The following is a 16,058-nucleotide window of genomic DNA, read 5'->3' as shown; positions in this document are numbered from 1 at the left end:
GCTGTTCACCGAGGCGCCACGGACCCCGTCGTCGGCAGATAGCGCGGTGCGCGCCAGGCGTTGAGGCGGTGCTCCACCGAGGCCCCCAGCGACAGCAACCGGGCGTCCTGGTGGTCGCCGGCCATCAGGAGCAGCCCGACCGGCAGTTCGCCCACTCTGCCGGCGGGCACCGACAGGGACGGGTATCCGGCGACGGCCGCCGGGGTGGAGGAGGGGATGACGTCGTTGTCGCCGCGTGCGCAGTCGGTCGTCCAGGCGGGCGGGTTCGCGGGGGCCGCGATGGCGTCCAGGCGGTGGTCGGCCATGGTCTCGTCGATGGAACGCCGGGAGAGGTCCGTCAGTTCCGCGCGCATCGCCCGGTACGCCGGATCGGTGGTGGGCGGCGCGGCGAGGGCCTGCTCGAAGAGTTCCTGACCGGCGAAGCAGGTCCGTTCCCTGGGCTGGGCGCGGTTGAACTCGATCAGTTCGGCGAGGTTCCGCGGCCCTTCGCGCGTGCCGAGATAGGCGTCGATGTCCCGGTGGAACTCGCTCAGCAGCGCCGGGAATTCGAGCTCGGCCAGACGTGCCTGGTAGGGCGGTGTCACCTCGACGACCACGGCACCCGCCTCGCGCAGCTTCCTCGCGGTACGGGTCATCACCGCGTCCACCTCCGACCCGAGCGAGGGCAGGCGCCACAGGCCGATCCGCTTGCCGCGCAGACCGGTGCCGTACTGTGCCGTCGCGCTCCCGGCGACACCGGGCGCTCCCGGGGGGAGGGCCCGGACGCCCGGGAGACCTCGCAGGGCCGAGCGGGCTCCGTCACCGCGTGGGTCCACGCCCTCGCTCAATACCGCAAGGGTCAGCGCGGTGTCGACGACGTTGCGCGCCATGGGCCCGGCCGTGTCCTGTTCGGCGGAGATCGGCACCACGCCCGACCCGCTGACCAGGCCGAGGCTGGGCTTGTGGCCGACGACGCCGTTCGTCCCGGCCGGGCACACGATGGAGCCGTCCGTCTCGGTGCCGATCGCCACCTGCGACAACGACGCGGCCAGCGCGGCGGCGGAGCCGGACGAGGACCCGCACGGGTTCCGGTCCAGGACGTAGGGGTTGTGGGTCTGCCCGCCCACCGCCGACCACCCCGATGTCGGCTTCGCCGCGCGGAAGTTGGCCCATTCGGACAGGTTGGTCTTGCCGAGGATCACCGCCCCCGCCGCGCGCAGCCGGGTGACCAGCCGGGCGTCCGTGCCGGGCGGCTTCCCGGCCAGCGCCAGCGAACCGGCCGTCGTCGGCATGTCACGCGTGTTCACATTGTCCTTGACCAGGACAGGGATGCCGTCCAGCGGCCCAAGGGCCTTGCCGCGCCGGTGCCTCGCGTCGCTCGCGGCCGCCTGGCGCAGAGCCGTCGGACTGGTGCGCAGCACGGCATGGATGCGGGGGTCCACGTCCTCGATCCGCCGGAGGTAGGCCCGGGTCAACGCCGACGAGGTCAGCGACCCGTCGGTCATACGCGCCTGCAGTTCCGGAATCGTCACCGTGTCGAGGTCGACCCCGGGCACGGAAGAGCGCCCATGCGGCGACGATCCTCGCTCGCCACCTCGATCGGCGGCTTGCGCGCCCGCGTGCGGCGCGACCGTCAAGAGGGACCCCGCGACCAGGGCGGCGGTCATTGCGGCCATGCTTCTCTTCCCCATGCGCCTCAGCCGACTACACGGGCGGCGTCCGGCGCAAGGGCGCGGGCCCTACGTGGCCGGTCGAGCGGTGGGATCGGTGGCATCGGGGGACTTGGGGGGCTGGAAACAGGCGATGACGGCCTTGCCCTTGGCGCAGGGCCTGACCTGCCAGTCGTCGGCCATCGCGTCGACCAGCATGAGGCCGCGCCCGCCCAGGGCGTCGTCCCCGGCGTCGCGCGGCTGCGGCAGGTCGGGGTCGGGGTCGTGCACGGTCACATGCAGGCAGTCGTGGTCCCAGGTGAGGATGAGCTGGGCGTCCCTGCGGGCGTGCACATGGGCGTTGGTGACCAGCTCCGACACGGTCAACAGGACGGCGTCCACCAGGTCGGGCGCGGTCCTCGACCAGTCCAGGGACCGCAGGTGCTCACGGGTCCAGTCGCGGGCCGCCTTCACGCCGCTGCTCACCGGCAGCGATCGCGCCCAGCCCACGGCGGTGAGCGAGACTTGCTCGTCCATCACCCCTCCTTCTTCGACGTTCGTGCTTGTCACTTCCCTCTGCCCCGCAAAGCGCCGGGCACGCCGGACCGGGCGGTGGCGGAAAGAGCTGCCCCGGTTCTCGGTGCGCGATGTCCTCGGCGAACTGCGTCGCGCCGACGCTCCCTGCACCCTCCTCGGCGGGGTGCCGACCACGTACTCGGCCCTGCTCGACGAGGTGCGGGGCACGGACGGCGAGGGTGTCGACGGCGGGCTCGGCGCACCGGCGCTGCGCGGCTGCGTCAGCGCCGGCGCGGCCGCCGGACCCGAGTTCCGGCAGGCCTTCGAGACGCTCTGCCGCGTCCCGTATCTGGAGCACTACGGCAGTACGGAGGCGGGCCCGGTCACCATGACGGCACCCGGCGAGACGCCGCGGCGAGGCGGCGGTGCTGGCCGCCCACCTCCGCTCGCGCGGCGCCGTCCCGTGTCCCGTCACCGGCGCCACGCACCCCGGCGTATGCGTGGCGCGGCCGGGCGACGACCCCGTGGCGAACGTGGGAATAGCCTGGCGCTGCCCCGGGGTTTCCTCTCCGGCGTCGACCGCTTCGACCCCGGCTCCTTCGGCATATCGCCCCGCGAGGCGGTCGCCATGGACCCGCAGCACCGGCTGCTCCTGGAAGTGGCCTGGGAGGCCTTCGAACACGCCGGGATCGTGCCCCGCGCCCTGCGCGGCTCGGCGAACGGTGTGTACGTGGGGATGATGTACAGCGACGAGTTCAAGCGTCGAGGCCCTGAGCGGCTTTGACCTTCTGTTTCCACCTGTTTTTCAAGATCGAAACAGAAGGCAGTGGGGGATGGCATATTCCAGAGGCTCTCCCTCGCCGGCCACGAAGCGCAGCCACCGGGTTTGCAGCGAATCGGCGATCTCGTGCTCCGTGGTCAGGGGAACGTGTGAGGAGAGACCTCCCACACCTCGCATGTGCTCGTGCGGCAGCTGCTCCATGAAGCGGACGATCCGCGGGTGTACGAGCGGGCTCACCGGCCAGACGCCGGCCCGCAGGAAGCCTGGGTTGTGCATCCCGAACGCCGTCAGGGTCGGCACCGGCAGGACGGGGATGGGCGCCAGGTGCTCGTTCACCTCGGCCAGGACGCGGACCGCCTTCGGACCGAGCCACGGCAGGGACCAACGGGGTCGGTGGCGTCGCCGGTCGAACCGGAGAACTTCCTGGCCGTCCCGGAGAAGGGCTGCGCTCCTACGGCTCCGGTGTCTTCGGCGCAGGTGGGCCAGGCGTCGAGGGTCGGTGCCGTGACGCTCGGTCATGTTCCAGCGCCGATACAGGTAGGACGAGTAGGCGTGGAGCTGGCCGTAGCGGCGGGGGCCTGTTCCGCGGGAGGCGTCGTCGGGGGGCACGTCGCCTGATCGCACGCAGCCGCGCGCAGGCGGTCGGCGAGCCGGTGGAAAGCGTCGATGGTCAGGATCAGCCCGAAGTACGGTACAGGGACGTCATGGCCGTCGACCGGATCATGTAGCTGTCCGGGGCGAGGGGGGTAACGAGCTGGTGGCCGTGCAGAGATTCCAGTCCACCCAGGTGTCGGCGCTGCGGCCCTGCGCCAGGCCGAGCGTCTCGCCGTGCAAGCGGTGGCAGGCGTCGAGGTCGTGGGCCGGGACGGCGAGGTGGAGGCAGGGGATGGGGAAGGCAAGGCCGGACACGGGCCTGGTGTTCCTTCCATGCGGTGTGGAGTGCCTCCGCGCTTACCAGTCCTGACGGGTGGGGGAGATGACCAGGTCGTTGACGGTGACATCGGCGGGTTGGTCGAGGGCGTAGACGACGGCATCGGCGACGGCCTCGGGGCTGATCGCGAGGGCGTTGAGCTCCTGGGCGGCCTTGCGTCCGGCGGGGTCGGTGACCTTGTCGGCCCAGCCGGTGTCAATGACGCCTGGGCTGATCGTGGACGCCTTGATGCCCTCGCGGACGCTGAGTTCCTTGCGCATGGACTCGGTCATGGCCTGCAGGAAGAACTTCGTCGCGCTGTAGACACCGGCGCCGTCGCCGACCTGGTGGCCGGCCACCGAGTCCATGTTGAGGATGTGGCCGGACTTCTGGCGGAGCATCACGGGCAGGACGGCGTGGACACCGTTGAGGTAGCCGCGGATGTTCACGTCGAGCATCCGGTTCCAGTCGTCGAGCGCGAGATCCTTCCAGTGCGAGAAGAGCATCAGTCCGGCGTTGTTGACGAGGACGTCGATACGCCCGTACGTGTCGACGGCGGAGTCGGCCAGCGCCTGCATGTCGGTGGCGTCGGTGACATCGGCGAGCCGTGCGGTGGCGGTGCCGCCGGCCTTCTCGATGTCGGTGACCAACTGGTCGAGGTCTTCCCGGCCGCGGGCGGCAGCGACGATCTTGGCACCGCGGGCGGCGAGGGCCTTGGCGCTGACGGCGCCGATGCCGGAGGACGCGCCGGTGATGACGACGACCTTGTCCTGTAGGTGGTTCATGGGGATCTCCCGGTGCGGTGGTGAAACAGGTGAGGGGAGCGCGGCGGAGGCTGTATCTGAACGGGGTGGGGAGGTCAGCGCTTGCGGCGCTTGACGACGTAGGCGTACGGGTCGGGCCAGGTCGGTTCTACGTCGAGCGTAGGCGCGGCGTGCTGGGCCCAGTAAGGGTTGCGGAGCAGTTCGCGGCCGAGGACGACGGCGTCGGCCTGCTCGCCTGTGATGATGTTCTCGGCCTGCTGCGGCTCGGTGATGATGCCGACGGCTGCGGTGGGGATGCCGGCCTGGTTGCGTATCTGGTCCGCGAAGGGCACCTGGTAGTTCGGCCCGGTGACGATCTTCGCGTCGCGGACCATGCCGCCGGTGGACACGTCCAGCAGGTCGACGCCGTGGGCGTGGATTTCTTTGGCGAGGCGGACGGTGTCGTCCCCGGTCCAGCCCTCGCGGGTGCCCTCGGGGTTCTCGGTCAGCCAGTCGGTGGCCACGGTGCGGAAGAACACCGGCAGGCCCTCGGGTCACACCGTGCGGACGGCGTCGACGACCTCCAGGGCGAAGCGGATCATGCTTTCGGAGTGCTCCGGTTTGGTCTCGTGGTCGCGGGCGAGGCCTGTCGAATGGCTGTCGGAGGCTGCACGGGAAGGGGCGGGGCCTCGCGAATTCGCTTGTGTACTACGTCTCTCGGATGAGTTCGCGGTAGACGTGTGACATGACGCAACGGGCGCTGTCGACCCGCTCCGCACGGCGTCCTCCGGCACCGCGTGGGTGTACGCCGCCGGTCCGGGCCGATCGAAACCCGGGTCAGGGTTTGATGAGGACCTTGAGGCTCTTGCGGTCGGCCATGTCCCGGTAGCCGGCGGGGACGCCGTCGAGGTCGGTCGAGGTGTCGAAGACCTTCCCCGGCTCGATGGTGCCGTCCACGATGTCGGGCAGCAGTTCCTCGATGTAGGCCCGGGCCGGGGCCACTCCACCGGCCAGGCGGATGTTGCGGCCGAAGAGGCTGTCGAAGCCGACGGGTGCCTGTTGGTATTGCGGGAGGCCGACGCGACTGATGACGCCGCCGGGGCGGACGACCCCCAGTGCCTGCTCGTAGGCGGGCATGTGGCCGACGGCTTCGATGACCACGTGCGTGCCGTGCCCGCCGCCCAGTTCGCGTACCCGGGCTATGCCTTCCTCGCCGCGGGCGGAGACGACGTCGGTGGCGCCGAAGGCCCGGCCGAGGTCGGTGCGCGCCCGGTGGCGCCCCATCAGGATGATCCGTTCGGCGCCCAGACGTCTGGCCGACAGGACCGCCAACAGGCCGACGGCACCGTCACCGATCACGGTGACGTGGGTGCGTTCGTCGACGCCGCCGGCCACGGCGGCGTGGTGACCGGTGCCCAGGACGTCCGAGAGCGTCAGCAGGGAGGGGATCAGGGCCGAGTCCGGCGCGACGGGGAGCTTGACGAGGGTGCCGTCGGCGAGCGGGACACGGATCGCCTCGGCCTGGCCGCCCTCCTCCGGTTCGCCGTCCCACAGGTTGGCCTGAGGGTGGGCGCAGGAGGTGTGCAGGCCCTCATGGCAGAAGGCGCAGGTGTTGTCGCAGATGGCGAACGGCGCAACGACCATGTCGCCCTTCTTGACGGTGGTGACCTCGGAACCGGCCCCCTCGACGATGCCGACGAACTCGTGGCCCATGCGTGTCGGGCCGTCTTCGGGCTTCATCGAGCCGTAGGGGTGCAGGTCGCTGCCGCAGACGCAGGACGCGGTGATGCGGACCAGTGCGTCGGTGGGCAGTTTGACGACGGGGTCGGGGACGTTCTCGATGCGGACGTCGCCGGCGCCGTACATGAGTGTTGCGCGCATCCGGGGGTGCTCCATTCTCGACGGTGCTTGTCTCGGGTGGGTGTCGGCCGTGAGCGGGGAACGCATGCCCCGAACGTTCGGCCTCGATCGGGTGCCGGGCCGCGGCCTGCGCGTTGTGGAAGGCGCGCGGGTGCCGCCCGGTGGCGGCGGCGTGCGCCCAGGGAGCCCCCCAAATCGCCCGCCCAGGCGAGGCACGGCCGTTGAGCCGCTGCGCGGGCATACCGCTCTCGGCTCGCAGCGGGGCTCCTCACTGATCCGACCCGCGTTCGTGGTTTCGCGGGTTCGCTTCACCCCGGTGTTCCGTCGGTAGGCGGGTCGGTGAGTTCGGCGCACAGGCGATCGACGTGGTCCTCGGTGACGTGGGGCATCGTCACCAGGTGGGCCCGGCCGTCGACCTGGAACAGGTGCCACCGCTCGCACATCGCCTGCGAGGGGGCGTCGAAGAGCACCGTGTTGGTACCGGACCGGTGCGTGGGACGCCGACCGCATCGCCCCAGGCGTTCGGCGGCGTATTCCGCGATCCGCAGGCATTCGCGGACGCGGTCGACCATCCCCTCGCGGCCGAGCCGGCGCAACTCGTGCCACAGGAGGACGGGTGAGAGGGCGTCGCGGGAGCCGCCGATGGTGTCGTCGTCGGCGCCTACCGCCGCGCCCTTCTCCCGAATGTTGTCCATGTGCTCCGGGCGGGCCAGGACGATGCCGCACGGGATCGGGCAGCCGACCAACTTGTGGCCGCTGATCGCGATGCTGTCGGCGCCGTCGGCGAAACCCCACGGTCGCGGGGACGGTCCCAGTGCGGCCAACGGGCCGCCGAACGCCGCGTCCGCGTGCAGGTGCGCGCGTTCGACGCCGGCGCCGGACAACGCCTCGTGGATGGCGGGGAGATCGTCGACAGCTCCCCTTCCCGTGCTGCCGATGGTGGCGACGACGACCGCGGCGCGGTGTCGATTCGCTCGGCATGCCGATTCCAGAGCTCGCGGGTCCATCGCCCCATGTCGACCGGTGGGTATCGAAGCGAGTTCCATGCGGAGCAGGCGGGCGATCTTGGGGACGGAGTAGTGCACGTCCCGCGACGCGTACAGGACGGCGTCGGGGTGGCGTTCGCGGCCGACGAACACGCCGAACAGGTTGCTTTCGGTGCCGCCGTTGCTCACGTAACCGAACGCGGCGCCCGACGGGGCGCCGGCCAACGTGGCGAAGAAGTCGACGACGGCGCGCTCGAAGTGCTTGGTGTGCAGACGGTATTCGCTGGTTCCGCAGGGGCTTCCGGCGTTGTTGCCGTGCACCGCCAGGAACGGCGCGAGGTGCCGGTAGTCGATGTCCAGGTTGACGGGAGCGCCGATGGAGTAGGCGCGCTCGTCGCGCATCCAGGACGCGACGTCGTTCAGGAGGGCGCGATCGGCTGCCAGCCCCTCGGCGGTGCGGGGCTCGTCTGCGATGGCCAGGTCCTCTTCCAAGGGGACGCGCATGCGATCTCCTGTCGGGTGGTCGGAAGGCGGCGATGTCACGGAGGATTTCGAAGCAGGCGGAGTTCGAGCCGGCCCGGGGCCGGGAGAATCGCGTCGTCGGCCCGCACATCGCCTCGCATCGGCTCCACCGAGTGCTCGCGACGGGGTGGGTCGGTGGGGTCGACGTGCACACGGCCGTCCTGGAGAACGAAGTCGACGCCGCCCATGGTGTCGATGTCACGCAACGGGTCTCCCGGCACGGCGATCAGGTCCGCGACGCCTCCTGCGGCGATGCGACCGAGCCGTGGTCTTCGCAGGAGTTCGGCGGCCGAGACGGTGGCCGAGCGCAACGCTTGCAGGGGAGTCAGGCCCGCCGTCGTCATCGCGGGGAACTCGCGCCAGTTGTCGCGGTGTGGGAGCACCCCGGCATCGGTGCCGTAGGCGATGGTCGCCGTGCAGGCGGCCACCCGCCGGCCGTGTCCCCGCAGGGTCGGTGCGTGCCGTACCAGTTTCGCGCGCTCCTTGGCGTCTCGGTCGGTCCAGAACGCGTCGTCGTCGAGGTGGGACAGGAAGTACGACACGGCGTACATGGTGGGGACGAGGTAGACGCCGTGCGGTCGGAGCGTGTCGAGGGTTGCCGATGTGGCCAAGCACGCGTGTTCGACGGAGCGAACGCCCGCCCGGACGGCGCGGCGGATGCCCTCGTCGGAGAACGCGTGGACCGCGCACGGCAGGTCCAGGTCGCGCGCGGTGCCCACCAGGGTGTTCATCTCGAGCTGTGAATAGGTCGCGCGCAGCGGCGAGTCGTCGGGGTGGGTGACGCCGCCGGTGGCGGCGAACTTGATCCAGTCGGCGCCCGCGCGGGCATCGGCGCGAACCCGGCGCTCGATCTCGTTGGCCCCGTCGGCGAGGGGCCCCACCTCGTGGGCCCCGTGCGGAACGGCCGCGGCCGTTTTGTCCCCGTGTCCGCCGCGCGCGGAGATCAGGTGGGGTGCGACGAGCAGGCGGGGGCCCGGCACGATTCGCCGGGCCACCGCGTCGCGCAGGTGGATGACCAGGGGGTCCTCGAGGGTCCCGCCCATGTCCCTGACCGTGGTGAAACCGTTGCGCAGCAGGCTGTCCAGGTGCGGTAGCGCGGCGAGTGTCTGGGCGCTGACGGGATCGGAGATCGACGTGGGGGAGGCCTCGGTGAGGTGCACGTGAGAGTCGATCAACCCCGGCAGCAGCGTCCGGTCACCCAGGTCGATCCTGCGTGCTCCGGACGGCACTGCCGCCCCGGGTCCGACGTGGTGGATGAGACCGTCCCGGACCAGAACCCGGGCGTTGTCGCGGGTGGTGTTCTCGGCGGGATCCCACCAGCGCGCCGCGCTGATCAGCAGTGAGCGCTCCGCACGGTCAGGGGCTCGATCACCGCGGGCCGGGTCCTCGCGACCCCTGCGCGGCGTCACCATCGGACGTCCGTGCCGGCTCCGGGGCGGGAATCTCGGACTGTCTCCGGTCCCGCGCAGATGCCCGCCTCGCGCCGACCGGACGTGGGGTGCGGGACCAACTCCCCCGATATTCTGCGGGCTTCGTCCAGGCGTTCACGGCCGACCCGGTGATCGACGACGCGAAACCCGGTCTTGGCGTACGAGCCCGTGCGATGGCCCCTTGGGGCCGCGGCGTCTGCCGGGAGCGGGGGAAAGAACTCGTGCGGACGTCGGGGAGGCACTCACATCACCCGGTCTTCCAGGTACTTGCCGGGACGCGGTGAACCAGAAATGCCGAGAGAGCCGTATAGCGGCCGGAACCACTGTATTCGCGCCGATTCCGATCACACAAGGTGATGCAAAGATCACTCTCCCTGCGCGGGAGGTCGGCCCGCTCCCACCCAACAGGCCGTGGGCCACCCTCGACGAGCGAAACCAAACATCCTCGACGAACCTGTCGAACCGCGTCCTGCCCGCCGTTCTGTATCCACGTAGTCACATTGATCCGAGTGCCCTGTATCCGGAAAGGAGATGGGTCGACTCGGGCGATTGCTCCTTGGGTGGAAGTCGCACCGCCGGCCGAGGTCGTTGCCCGATGCGACATCGGGCACGGGTTGACGTGCGCCGCATGCACCTCGTGGGAGAGTGCCGGCGTCGCGGGGGTGGGCACGTCCGAACCGAGAGCGGGCGCCACGACTACCACTCACCGAAGAATCGCCATGCACGGCTATCCGACGAACTACCCGCCGACGCGCTGTTCGACGCGGGTCACCGCTGCGGGGATCGGCATCACCCTGCCGGCCCAAGGCTCGAGTGTGGCCGTGGGCACCGCCTGTGCTTCGGCGCGACCGCGCGCGGCGTCGCCGGGGGCTCACCCATCGCCGACCGCTGCGGAATCGCCCTGGCCGGCGGCGTCGGTGTCCCGTGGGCACATGGCGTTCACGCGCAGCGACTCGGCCCGGGACGGGAGCATGCCGTCCGCGGAGAGGCGCTCGGCGACGTCGTACCCCACCCACCCGGTCACCAGCAGGGCCAGGATCGCCACCAGAGGTCGATGACGGACAACGAACATTGCGGACGGCAGGGTCCGCGAAGGGGGACTTGGCACCGACACCGACTCGTCGGGCATCAAGGTCGTCTGCTGCTTCACGCGCGGCACCTCCGCTCGTCGGGCGGGGCCGAGGACGGCCGCATGCCTTCAGTACCGTTCCCCGGTCGTATGTGAGCGCCCCTACAGGGCCTCGGTCCCGAAGCCTCCGTTGGCGGCGTATCGGATCAGGACCCGTCGCCGCATGGCCACGAGACCCTCTCCCTCGCTGGCCGCTTCTGCCCTACGGTGTCCCGACTGGCGCAACTCTGGGGGCACCCATGCGCGTTCGTACTGCTACCGCAACCGCCGCGCTTCTCCTCGCCGCCCTGACCGCGTGCGGCGGAGATGGGGACGACAAGGCTGAGAGGAAGCCGTCCGCGAAGAAGGTCGACTGTGCGGACCAGAACGTCAGCCAGAGGGAATGGCTGCGCCACTGTGCCGGAAAGCAAGGATCCGGCACCGGCGGGGACGGGACCGAGGGACAGGCGGCGGCCGATCTTAAACTCGGCGACCGCGCGCAGACCATCGGTGACGGTGGCTCTGGCGTCCTGCAGATCACCCCCGACACCGTGGTGTACGTGCAGAAGAGCGGCACCGAGCCCGCCGAAAGCGGGGTCTTCGCCGTCGTCACCATGAAGGACAAGGCGGTGACGGGGGCGCCAGCTGACGAGGTGGCGCCGATCAGTGGCGGGGGCTGGTCGTGGATCGCCTCCGACGGAGAGTCGATCGGCTTCGACAGCGGCAGCTCCACGAGCATCACCATCGGCAAGTACAACAACGCTGATGCCGTGCAGCCGGGTACCTACCAGTGGCGGCTGCAGGCATTCGATCTGACGCCGACGCAGGCAGAGGGCGGAACCCTGATGTACGTGGACGGCGAAGAGACCGCCTACCGGTGGAAGATGCCTGCCACGGACACCGGCCCGCACGCCGCCGAGTTGAGGAAGCAGCTGGCGGAGTAGGCGCAGTGCTCAAAGCAGGGGGACAGGGTTCAAGTGCTCTGCCGCTCGGGCGCGGAGGCCTCTGGTTCATCGAGTGCCCCGCATCCAGCCCGTTGGGATCTCGCCTCCGCCCTCGTGGTGTGAACGCGTTGTGCGCTTGCGCTCTTGTGTATTCGGGCTCGGAACTGCTCGGTCGGTTTGATGACGGAAGACATGCCGAGCCGTCTTGGGCGCACGGCACGACCGGGCACACAGGACCATGCGGCGGAAGCTGAATCCTTTCTGCGGGTGCAATACAGTCTGGAAAGCCGGGAATGCTGCCTCTTGCGAGGCCGAGGGTGAAGCTGAGGGTGTGGACGATCCCTTTGCTTTTGAGCCGCTGTATGCGAATGCCATCGTGGAGACCGGGGCAGTCGAGACGTTGCGCCGGGCAACCGGGCCGTGCAGGGTTTGTCCGTCGCCTCCGCGGACTTGTGCTCCTCTGCCCGCGGTCATCGGCCTCACGGGCCAGGTCCAGCGTGGTGCAGTAGTAACGCTGGGCGAGGCCCACATATCCCGCGCCCTCAGTCATCACTTCCAGCAGGCGCGCAACTGGGCTGCCGCTGTTCAGAGTTGGTGGTGTATCACGGAGGTGGTCGGAGCGACCAGCATGCCGTCAGTGAGGTAGGCGGACAGCGCGGAACGGCATGCCTCCGCTGTCGGCCGAGCCCAGGGAGGCGAGCACCCCCACCATCTCCTCCAGGACGCGCACATCCGATGACGAGCAGGCGACCGCCCGCTGGCCTGCGTCCAGAGAGGCGGATCTCGGCCGGCGAGTCCAGTCGGGCAAGGCGAGAGTGGCCAGTGTGCAGGCGCTGGTGGTCAGCGGGGACCGCCGGGCGGGGTCTGTGTCGTGGCGGCACAGCGCGGTGAGTCGACGTGCTGGATCGCTCTCCTCGGTGGCTGGGGCAGCCCGGTCCCCAAGGGTGATCACGCTCCCGCCGCGGCGGCTCAGTGCCCGGTCGGCGAGATCGGGGACAGGGGATCGCGGGCGCGACCCGGAGAGCCAGTACGCCACCGAGGTGCGGTCGTAGCTCAGTGTCACCCACTCGCCTCGCCCAGGAAGTCGATCGCTCTGGCCAGGTCCCCAGCGCTCCAGCCGCCCCCTTGATGCTGTTCGTCAGAAAAAGATCGAGGAGTGCAGGACCGAGCTTGGGCACTCCGACCTGGCCCGACAATGACGTCGCCGTCATGGGTGCGGAAGGCACTGCCAACATCATTTGTCCGGAAGAAGATGGCCAGCGCGGATACAGCGTCCCGCCTGGCTGGTGATGAACATACGGGTGCAGTCGCGGACCATGAAGACGAAGTCGGTGAGGGCAGGGCTGTAGGCTGCACCGCCCGTGCGCGGCCAGGGAGTCACGCTGATGTGCGGAAGCATGCCCGAGGCCCGGGAGTTGCGCCGGAAGATTCCGCCATGACCGGCGAGTGCCAACATGCCTTCATGAACGCGGACGCCGTCTTCGTCCTTGAGGGAGCCGCGGGGTGCGCCTGTGGAGATCGCCAAGTCCACGATTTCTTGGACATTTTCGGCGTGGACTTCGCCGAGTGCGCCGCCGAAGCGGGCGAAGGCGTGGGTATATACATAGATGGTGCGGTCGTGCACAGGGCCCCAGCCGGTGATGACTCCGTCGGTGCGCAGTCTCCTGTTCTCCATGCCGAAGCCGTTGGCGTGATGGCGGCGCAACTGGCCGATCTCGGTGAACAAGTCGGCATCGAACAGCAGGTCAATGCGCTCCCGTGCCGTCTTCTTGCCCTTCGCGCGCTGTCATCGGACCCTTTCAGGGTCGCCTTCTTGGATCCCCTGCTGAATTCGCGCGAAGGCTTCAGCCTCCTGTTTGAGTGGGATGACGGTCTTCTGGTGCGCTCACGGATATTCCTCCCCGTGCTGCGGAATCATGGGCCGCCACGCGTGACGCGAAGCCCGCCCAGCGGCGGCCCCTCTCTTGGCGCGCTGCGCTACAGCTGGGAAGCGCCACCACAGCCTGCGGGCGCGCCCCGTCAGTGGTACCCGGCACCGCGATGTCGAAGCAGACGCGTTCAACCGACGGCGTGAACGCGTTGAAAGCAGGGGACCACGCCGCGGCGAAGTAGCAGGTGGTGTTCACGACCCCACAAGCTTCAACCCATTTAGCGCGTTCAACGCATTCACACCTTCGCGACACATTTGCTAGGTCAACGGGACCGCCTCATGGTGCACTGGGAAGTACGGCTGGGTAATCAGCTCCCGAGATCGTGAGATTCGCCCGGGCTGCGGAAGCAGAATGCGCCGAGCAGGTGGCGCCGTAACACGTCCGAGCCGTCGCCGCCCTACAAGAGACGGCGGACTTCGATATGCGGAATCCTGACGGGCTGATCCGAACGCCCCAGCCGATCACCGTGCACCGACCGTACGAATGACCAGTACAAGCCCAGGATCAAGAAAGCAGGGCGGACGTGGCCGTACTCAGCGTAACCTTATGGGGGTTTCGGCCTGAGGGAGATCTGCCGTGCAGCGGATATCAGGCTCAGGTGCCTACTCCTCGCCGATGGAAGGGCCCGACTCGGGGGTGTGAGCTGACATGAGCGAACTGGTCGAGCGTGTGGACACGCAGGACCACGTTCTCCATGTGGTGGATCGCCAGGAGGCCGTGCGCAACGGATGGTTGCACCGCGTGGCGGGCGTAGTGTGCCGCGACCCCCAGGGGCGGGTTCTGGTCCACCGACGGTCCATGGAGATGCCGTGGTGCGCCGGCCTGTACACGGCCCTCGTCGGTGGAGCGGTCAAGGTCGGAGAGAGTTACGCCGAGGCCGCAGCTCGCGAGGTACTGGAGGAACTCGGCACCCACGCGGAGGTGCGCCCTCTGTTCAAGTTCATCTGCCAAGGAGCTGAATTCCCCTACTGGTTCGGAATCCACGAAACCGTCCTTACGGCAGAGATCACCCCTGACACCCACGAAATCGCCTGGTTCGACTGGCTCACCCTGACGGAATACCGACAGTCCGCCAAACGCTGGCCACTTATCCCGGACACCGAGACTGCATTCAACCACTATCTCAGGAGCTGCACCTGATGACGTACCGCGACAAGGAGAGCGAGATGGACAAGCACCTGCGCGGCTTTTTCCGGGTAGCTGCTTCCGCACCGGCTACGTCAGCGGCGTCCGGCATGGCCGACGGGCTGATGCGCGTCCGCGGACCGGTCAACAAACTCCTGAAGGCCCGGCCAGCCGCCAAACCGGTCTTCGCGCTTCACTGTGGACTGGTCACGTCCGACGGCCAGGACTCCTGATGGAAGCGACTGTCGCTCTCCTGAAGGAGCCGGGTGGGCCCATCTCGTTGGAGCCGGTCCAGATCGGTCCTCTTTCGGCCCGTGAGGTACTGGTGCGGATGAGCGGAACGGGGATCTGCCGTACCGACCTCGCCGCTGCCGCCGGCGTCGTGCCGCTTCCGGTTCCGTTTGTGCTCGGGCACGAGGGGGCGGGCGTGGTGGAGGCAGTGGGCTCCGCCGTGGATGCCCTGGCGGTCGGCGACGAAGTGGTCCTGAGCTTCGATTCGTGCGGCGGCTGTGCCGGGTGCGCGGCCAAGCGTCCGGCCCATTGCGAGTTTTTTGCGGCTCTGAACTACACCGGCACTCGCCTGGACGGTTCCACGACTCTCACCCAGAACGGGCTCCCCGTGCACGGCAACTGGCTCGGCCAGTCGTCCTTCGGCACCTATGCCGTGGCCAGCGACCGTAACGCGGTGAAGTTGCCCGCGCTTCCGGCAGGCCTGCCCATCGAGGTTCTCGGCCCCCTGGGCTGCGGAGTCCTCACCGGTGCCGGGACCGTCTTCAACATGCTCCGGCCGCAGCCGGCACAAGGCATCGCCGTGTTCGGTCTCGGCGGAGTGGGGATGAGCGCCGTCATGGCCGCCACAGTGTCAGACTGTCACCCGATCATAGGGATCGACCCCAATCCCCGTCGGCGCTCGCTGGCCCAAGAATTGGGCGCCACCCACACCGTCGACCCCGGACGCGTCGACGGCATCGATCGAGCCATCGCTGAAATCGTCGGTGCAGGGGTGGACTTCGCCATCGATACGGTCGGCTCCGGAGCGGTCGTGCGCCAGGCACTGATGTCCCTACGCAGGCCAGGCACCTGCGCGACCCTTGGCCTGCAGGCCATGAAGAACGACATCACCATCGACCAGGGGCACCTCCAATTGGGCCGGACGCTGACCGGGGCGCTCATGGGCGACTCTGACCCGCACGCGCTCATTCCCCACCTCATCGACCTGTGGCGCCAGGGACGTTTCCCCTTTGAACGGCTCATCGCCCGATATCCGTTCCACCGTATCGAAGACGCATGTGAGGCCATCCGCTCCGGCGAGGCCGTCAAACCGGTGCTCGTCTTCGAATGACGTGGTGAAACAGAAGGAGCAGGGCGGCAACGGACGCGAAGGCAGCCCCAGGGCGATCGACGACGACACCGAAGAGAAGGTCGTCACCGTCGACCTGTCGGGCGGCACGGAGGGAGAGCTCTACGCGCTCTTGCTCGGTACTGATGAGATGTGAACAGCACGAAGCACACGATGCGATTTCCCGACAGGAGGATCTCGGACTCACCGCGCTGCCCTACCCCACGGCCAGGGG

Annotated in this window: 13 protein-coding genes and 4 pseudogenes; 7 read left to right on the top strand and 10 right to left on the bottom strand. The window is 69.1% G+C overall.

The window, feature by feature from the left end:
• Window positions 1-5 precede the first annotated feature (5 nt).
• Window positions 6-1,670, bottom strand: a complete 1,665-nt coding sequence (locus tag ACZ5GP_RS01815; protein WP_468748875.1) for an amidase family protein — start codon at window positions 1,668-1,670, stop codon at window positions 6-8.
• A gap of 48 nt (window positions 1,671-1,718) precedes the next feature.
• On the bottom strand, window positions 1,719-2,165 hold the full coding sequence (locus ACZ5GP_RS01810) for an ATP-binding protein (RefSeq protein ID WP_468748874.1): 447 nt from the start codon (window positions 2,163-2,165) through the stop codon (window positions 1,719-1,721).
• Here ACZ5GP_RS01810 and ACZ5GP_RS01805 point away from each other — a divergent pair.
• Both ACZ5GP_RS01805 and ACZ5GP_RS01800 read left to right on the top strand, forming a co-directional pair.
• Window positions 2,143-2,583 (top strand): annotated as a pseudogene (locus ACZ5GP_RS01805) (AMP-binding protein); the annotation flags it as partial. The gene ACZ5GP_RS01810 and the pseudogene ACZ5GP_RS01805 sit on opposite strands and share 23 nt — an antisense overlap.
• An 87-nt stretch (window positions 2,584-2,670) precedes the next feature.
• A pseudogene (locus tag ACZ5GP_RS01800) lies at window positions 2,671-2,895 on the top strand (beta-ketoacyl synthase N-terminal-like domain-containing protein); the annotation flags it as partial.
• A gap of 54 nt (window positions 2,896-2,949) precedes the next feature.
• Here the strand turns inward: ACZ5GP_RS01800 and ACZ5GP_RS01795 are convergent.
• The 7 genes and pseudogenes from ACZ5GP_RS01795 to ACZ5GP_RS01765 form a co-directional block, all read right to left on the bottom strand.
• Window positions 2,950-3,261, bottom strand: a complete 312-nt coding sequence (locus tag ACZ5GP_RS01795) for a hypothetical protein (protein ID WP_468748873.1) — start codon at window positions 3,259-3,261, stop codon at window positions 2,950-2,952.
• 615 nt (window positions 3,262-3,876) lie between these two features.
• A complete protein-coding gene (locus ACZ5GP_RS01790) occupies window positions 3,877-4,620 on the bottom strand; it encodes an SDR family oxidoreductase (protein ID WP_468748872.1) in 744 nt (247 codons plus the stop codon).
• A gap of 74 nt (window positions 4,621-4,694) precedes the next feature.
• Window positions 4,695-5,186: pseudogene (locus ACZ5GP_RS01785) on the bottom strand (oxidoreductase); the annotation flags it as partial.
• 229 nt (window positions 5,187-5,415) lie between these two features.
• Window positions 5,416-6,459, bottom strand: a complete 1,044-nt coding sequence (locus tag ACZ5GP_RS01780) for a zinc-binding dehydrogenase (RefSeq protein ID WP_468748871.1) — start codon at window positions 6,457-6,459, stop codon at window positions 5,416-5,418.
• A 287-nt stretch (window positions 6,460-6,746) separates the two neighbouring features.
• Window positions 6,747-7,928, bottom strand: a complete 1,182-nt coding sequence (locus tag ACZ5GP_RS01775) for a histidine decarboxylase (protein WP_468748870.1) — start codon at window positions 7,926-7,928, stop codon at window positions 6,747-6,749.
• Between the two features lie 35 nt (window positions 7,929-7,963).
• On the bottom strand, window positions 7,964-9,358 hold the full coding sequence (locus ACZ5GP_RS01770) for a metal-dependent hydrolase family protein (RefSeq protein ID WP_468748869.1): 1,395 nt from the start codon (window positions 9,356-9,358) through the stop codon (window positions 7,964-7,966).
• An 889-nt stretch (window positions 9,359-10,247) separates the two neighbouring features.
• Window positions 10,248-10,526 (bottom strand): hypothetical protein, encoded by a 279-nt coding sequence (locus ACZ5GP_RS01765; RefSeq protein WP_468748868.1) that lies wholly within the window; start codon window positions 10,524-10,526, stop codon window positions 10,248-10,250.
• A 218-nt stretch (window positions 10,527-10,744) separates the two neighbouring features.
• Here ACZ5GP_RS01765 and ACZ5GP_RS01760 point away from each other — a divergent pair, with 218 nt between their 5' ends.
• Entirely contained in the window at window positions 10,745-11,428 is a 684-nt protein-coding gene (locus tag ACZ5GP_RS01760; RefSeq protein ID WP_468748867.1) for a hypothetical protein, read from the top strand.
• A gap of 1,285 nt (window positions 11,429-12,713) precedes the next feature.
• On the opposite strand, the pseudogene ACZ5GP_RS01755 reads toward ACZ5GP_RS01760, so the two are convergent.
• Window positions 12,714-13,214 (bottom strand): annotated as a pseudogene (locus ACZ5GP_RS01755) (carboxyl transferase domain-containing protein); the annotation flags it as partial.
• A gap of 793 nt (window positions 13,215-14,007) precedes the next feature.
• Here ACZ5GP_RS01755 and ACZ5GP_RS01750 point away from each other — a divergent pair.
• From ACZ5GP_RS01750 to ACZ5GP_RS01735, 4 genes are read left to right on the top strand one after another with little or no spacing between them, the layout of a single operon-like run.
• On the top strand, window positions 14,008-14,499 hold the full coding sequence (locus ACZ5GP_RS01750) for an NUDIX hydrolase (protein WP_468748866.1): 492 nt from the start codon (window positions 14,008-14,010) through the stop codon (window positions 14,497-14,499).
• Entirely contained in the window at window positions 14,499-14,717 is a 219-nt protein-coding gene (locus ACZ5GP_RS01745; protein WP_468748865.1) for a hypothetical protein, read from the top strand. The genes ACZ5GP_RS01750 and ACZ5GP_RS01745 overlap by 1 nt, the downstream gene beginning before the upstream one ends.
• Complete coding sequence (locus ACZ5GP_RS01740; protein ID WP_468748864.1) at window positions 14,717-15,826, top strand: NAD(P)-dependent alcohol dehydrogenase; 1,110 nt, start codon at window positions 14,717-14,719, stop codon at window positions 15,824-15,826. The genes ACZ5GP_RS01745 and ACZ5GP_RS01740 overlap by 1 nt, the downstream gene beginning before the upstream one ends.
• Window positions 15,827-15,830: 4 nt before the next feature.
• A complete protein-coding gene (locus ACZ5GP_RS01735) occupies window positions 15,831-15,980 on the top strand; it encodes a hypothetical protein (RefSeq protein WP_468748863.1) in 150 nt (49 codons plus the stop codon).
• Window positions 15,981-16,058: the final 78 nt, after the last annotated feature.

It is taken from the genome of Streptomyces sp. NPDC031466 (assembly GCF_055581265.1).
This window is presented reverse-complemented; position numbering and strand designations above follow the sequence as displayed.

What these genes read in the sequence shown, in the direction of transcription:
- ACZ5GP_RS01815 (WP_468748875.1), bottom strand. Translation starts at nt 1,670, where the DNA reads ATGGGGAAGAGAAGCATGGCCGCAATGACCGCCGCCCTGGTCGCGGGG.
- ACZ5GP_RS01810 (WP_468748874.1), bottom strand. Translation starts at nt 2,165, where the DNA reads ATGGACGAGCAAGTCTCGCTCACCGCCGTGGGCTGGGCGCGATCGCTG.
- ACZ5GP_RS01790 (WP_468748872.1), bottom strand. Translation starts at nt 4,620, where the DNA reads ATGAACCACCTACAGGACAAGGTCGTCGTCATCACCGGCGCGTCCTCC.
- ACZ5GP_RS01780 (WP_468748871.1), bottom strand. Translation starts at nt 6,459, where the DNA reads ATGCGCGCAACACTCATGTACGGCGCCGGCGACGTCCGCATCGAGAAC.
- ACZ5GP_RS01775 (WP_468748870.1), bottom strand. Translation starts at nt 7,928, where the DNA reads ATGCGCGTCCCCTTGGAAGAGGACCTGGCCATCGCAGACGAGCCCCGC.
- ACZ5GP_RS01770 (WP_468748869.1), bottom strand. Translation starts at nt 9,358, where the DNA reads ATGGTGACGCCGCGCAGGGGTCGCGAGGACCCGGCCCGCGGTGATCGA.
- ACZ5GP_RS01760 (WP_468748867.1), top strand. Translation starts at nt 10,745, where the DNA reads ATGCGCGTTCGTACTGCTACCGCAACCGCCGCGCTTCTCCTCGCCGCC.
- ACZ5GP_RS01750 (WP_468748866.1), top strand. Translation starts at nt 14,008, where the DNA reads ATGAGCGAACTGGTCGAGCGTGTGGACACGCAGGACCACGTTCTCCAT.
- ACZ5GP_RS01745 (WP_468748865.1), top strand. Translation starts at nt 14,499, where the DNA reads ATGACGTACCGCGACAAGGAGAGCGAGATGGACAAGCACCTGCGCGGC.
- ACZ5GP_RS01740 (WP_468748864.1), top strand. Translation starts at nt 14,717, where the DNA reads ATGGAAGCGACTGTCGCTCTCCTGAAGGAGCCGGGTGGGCCCATCTCG.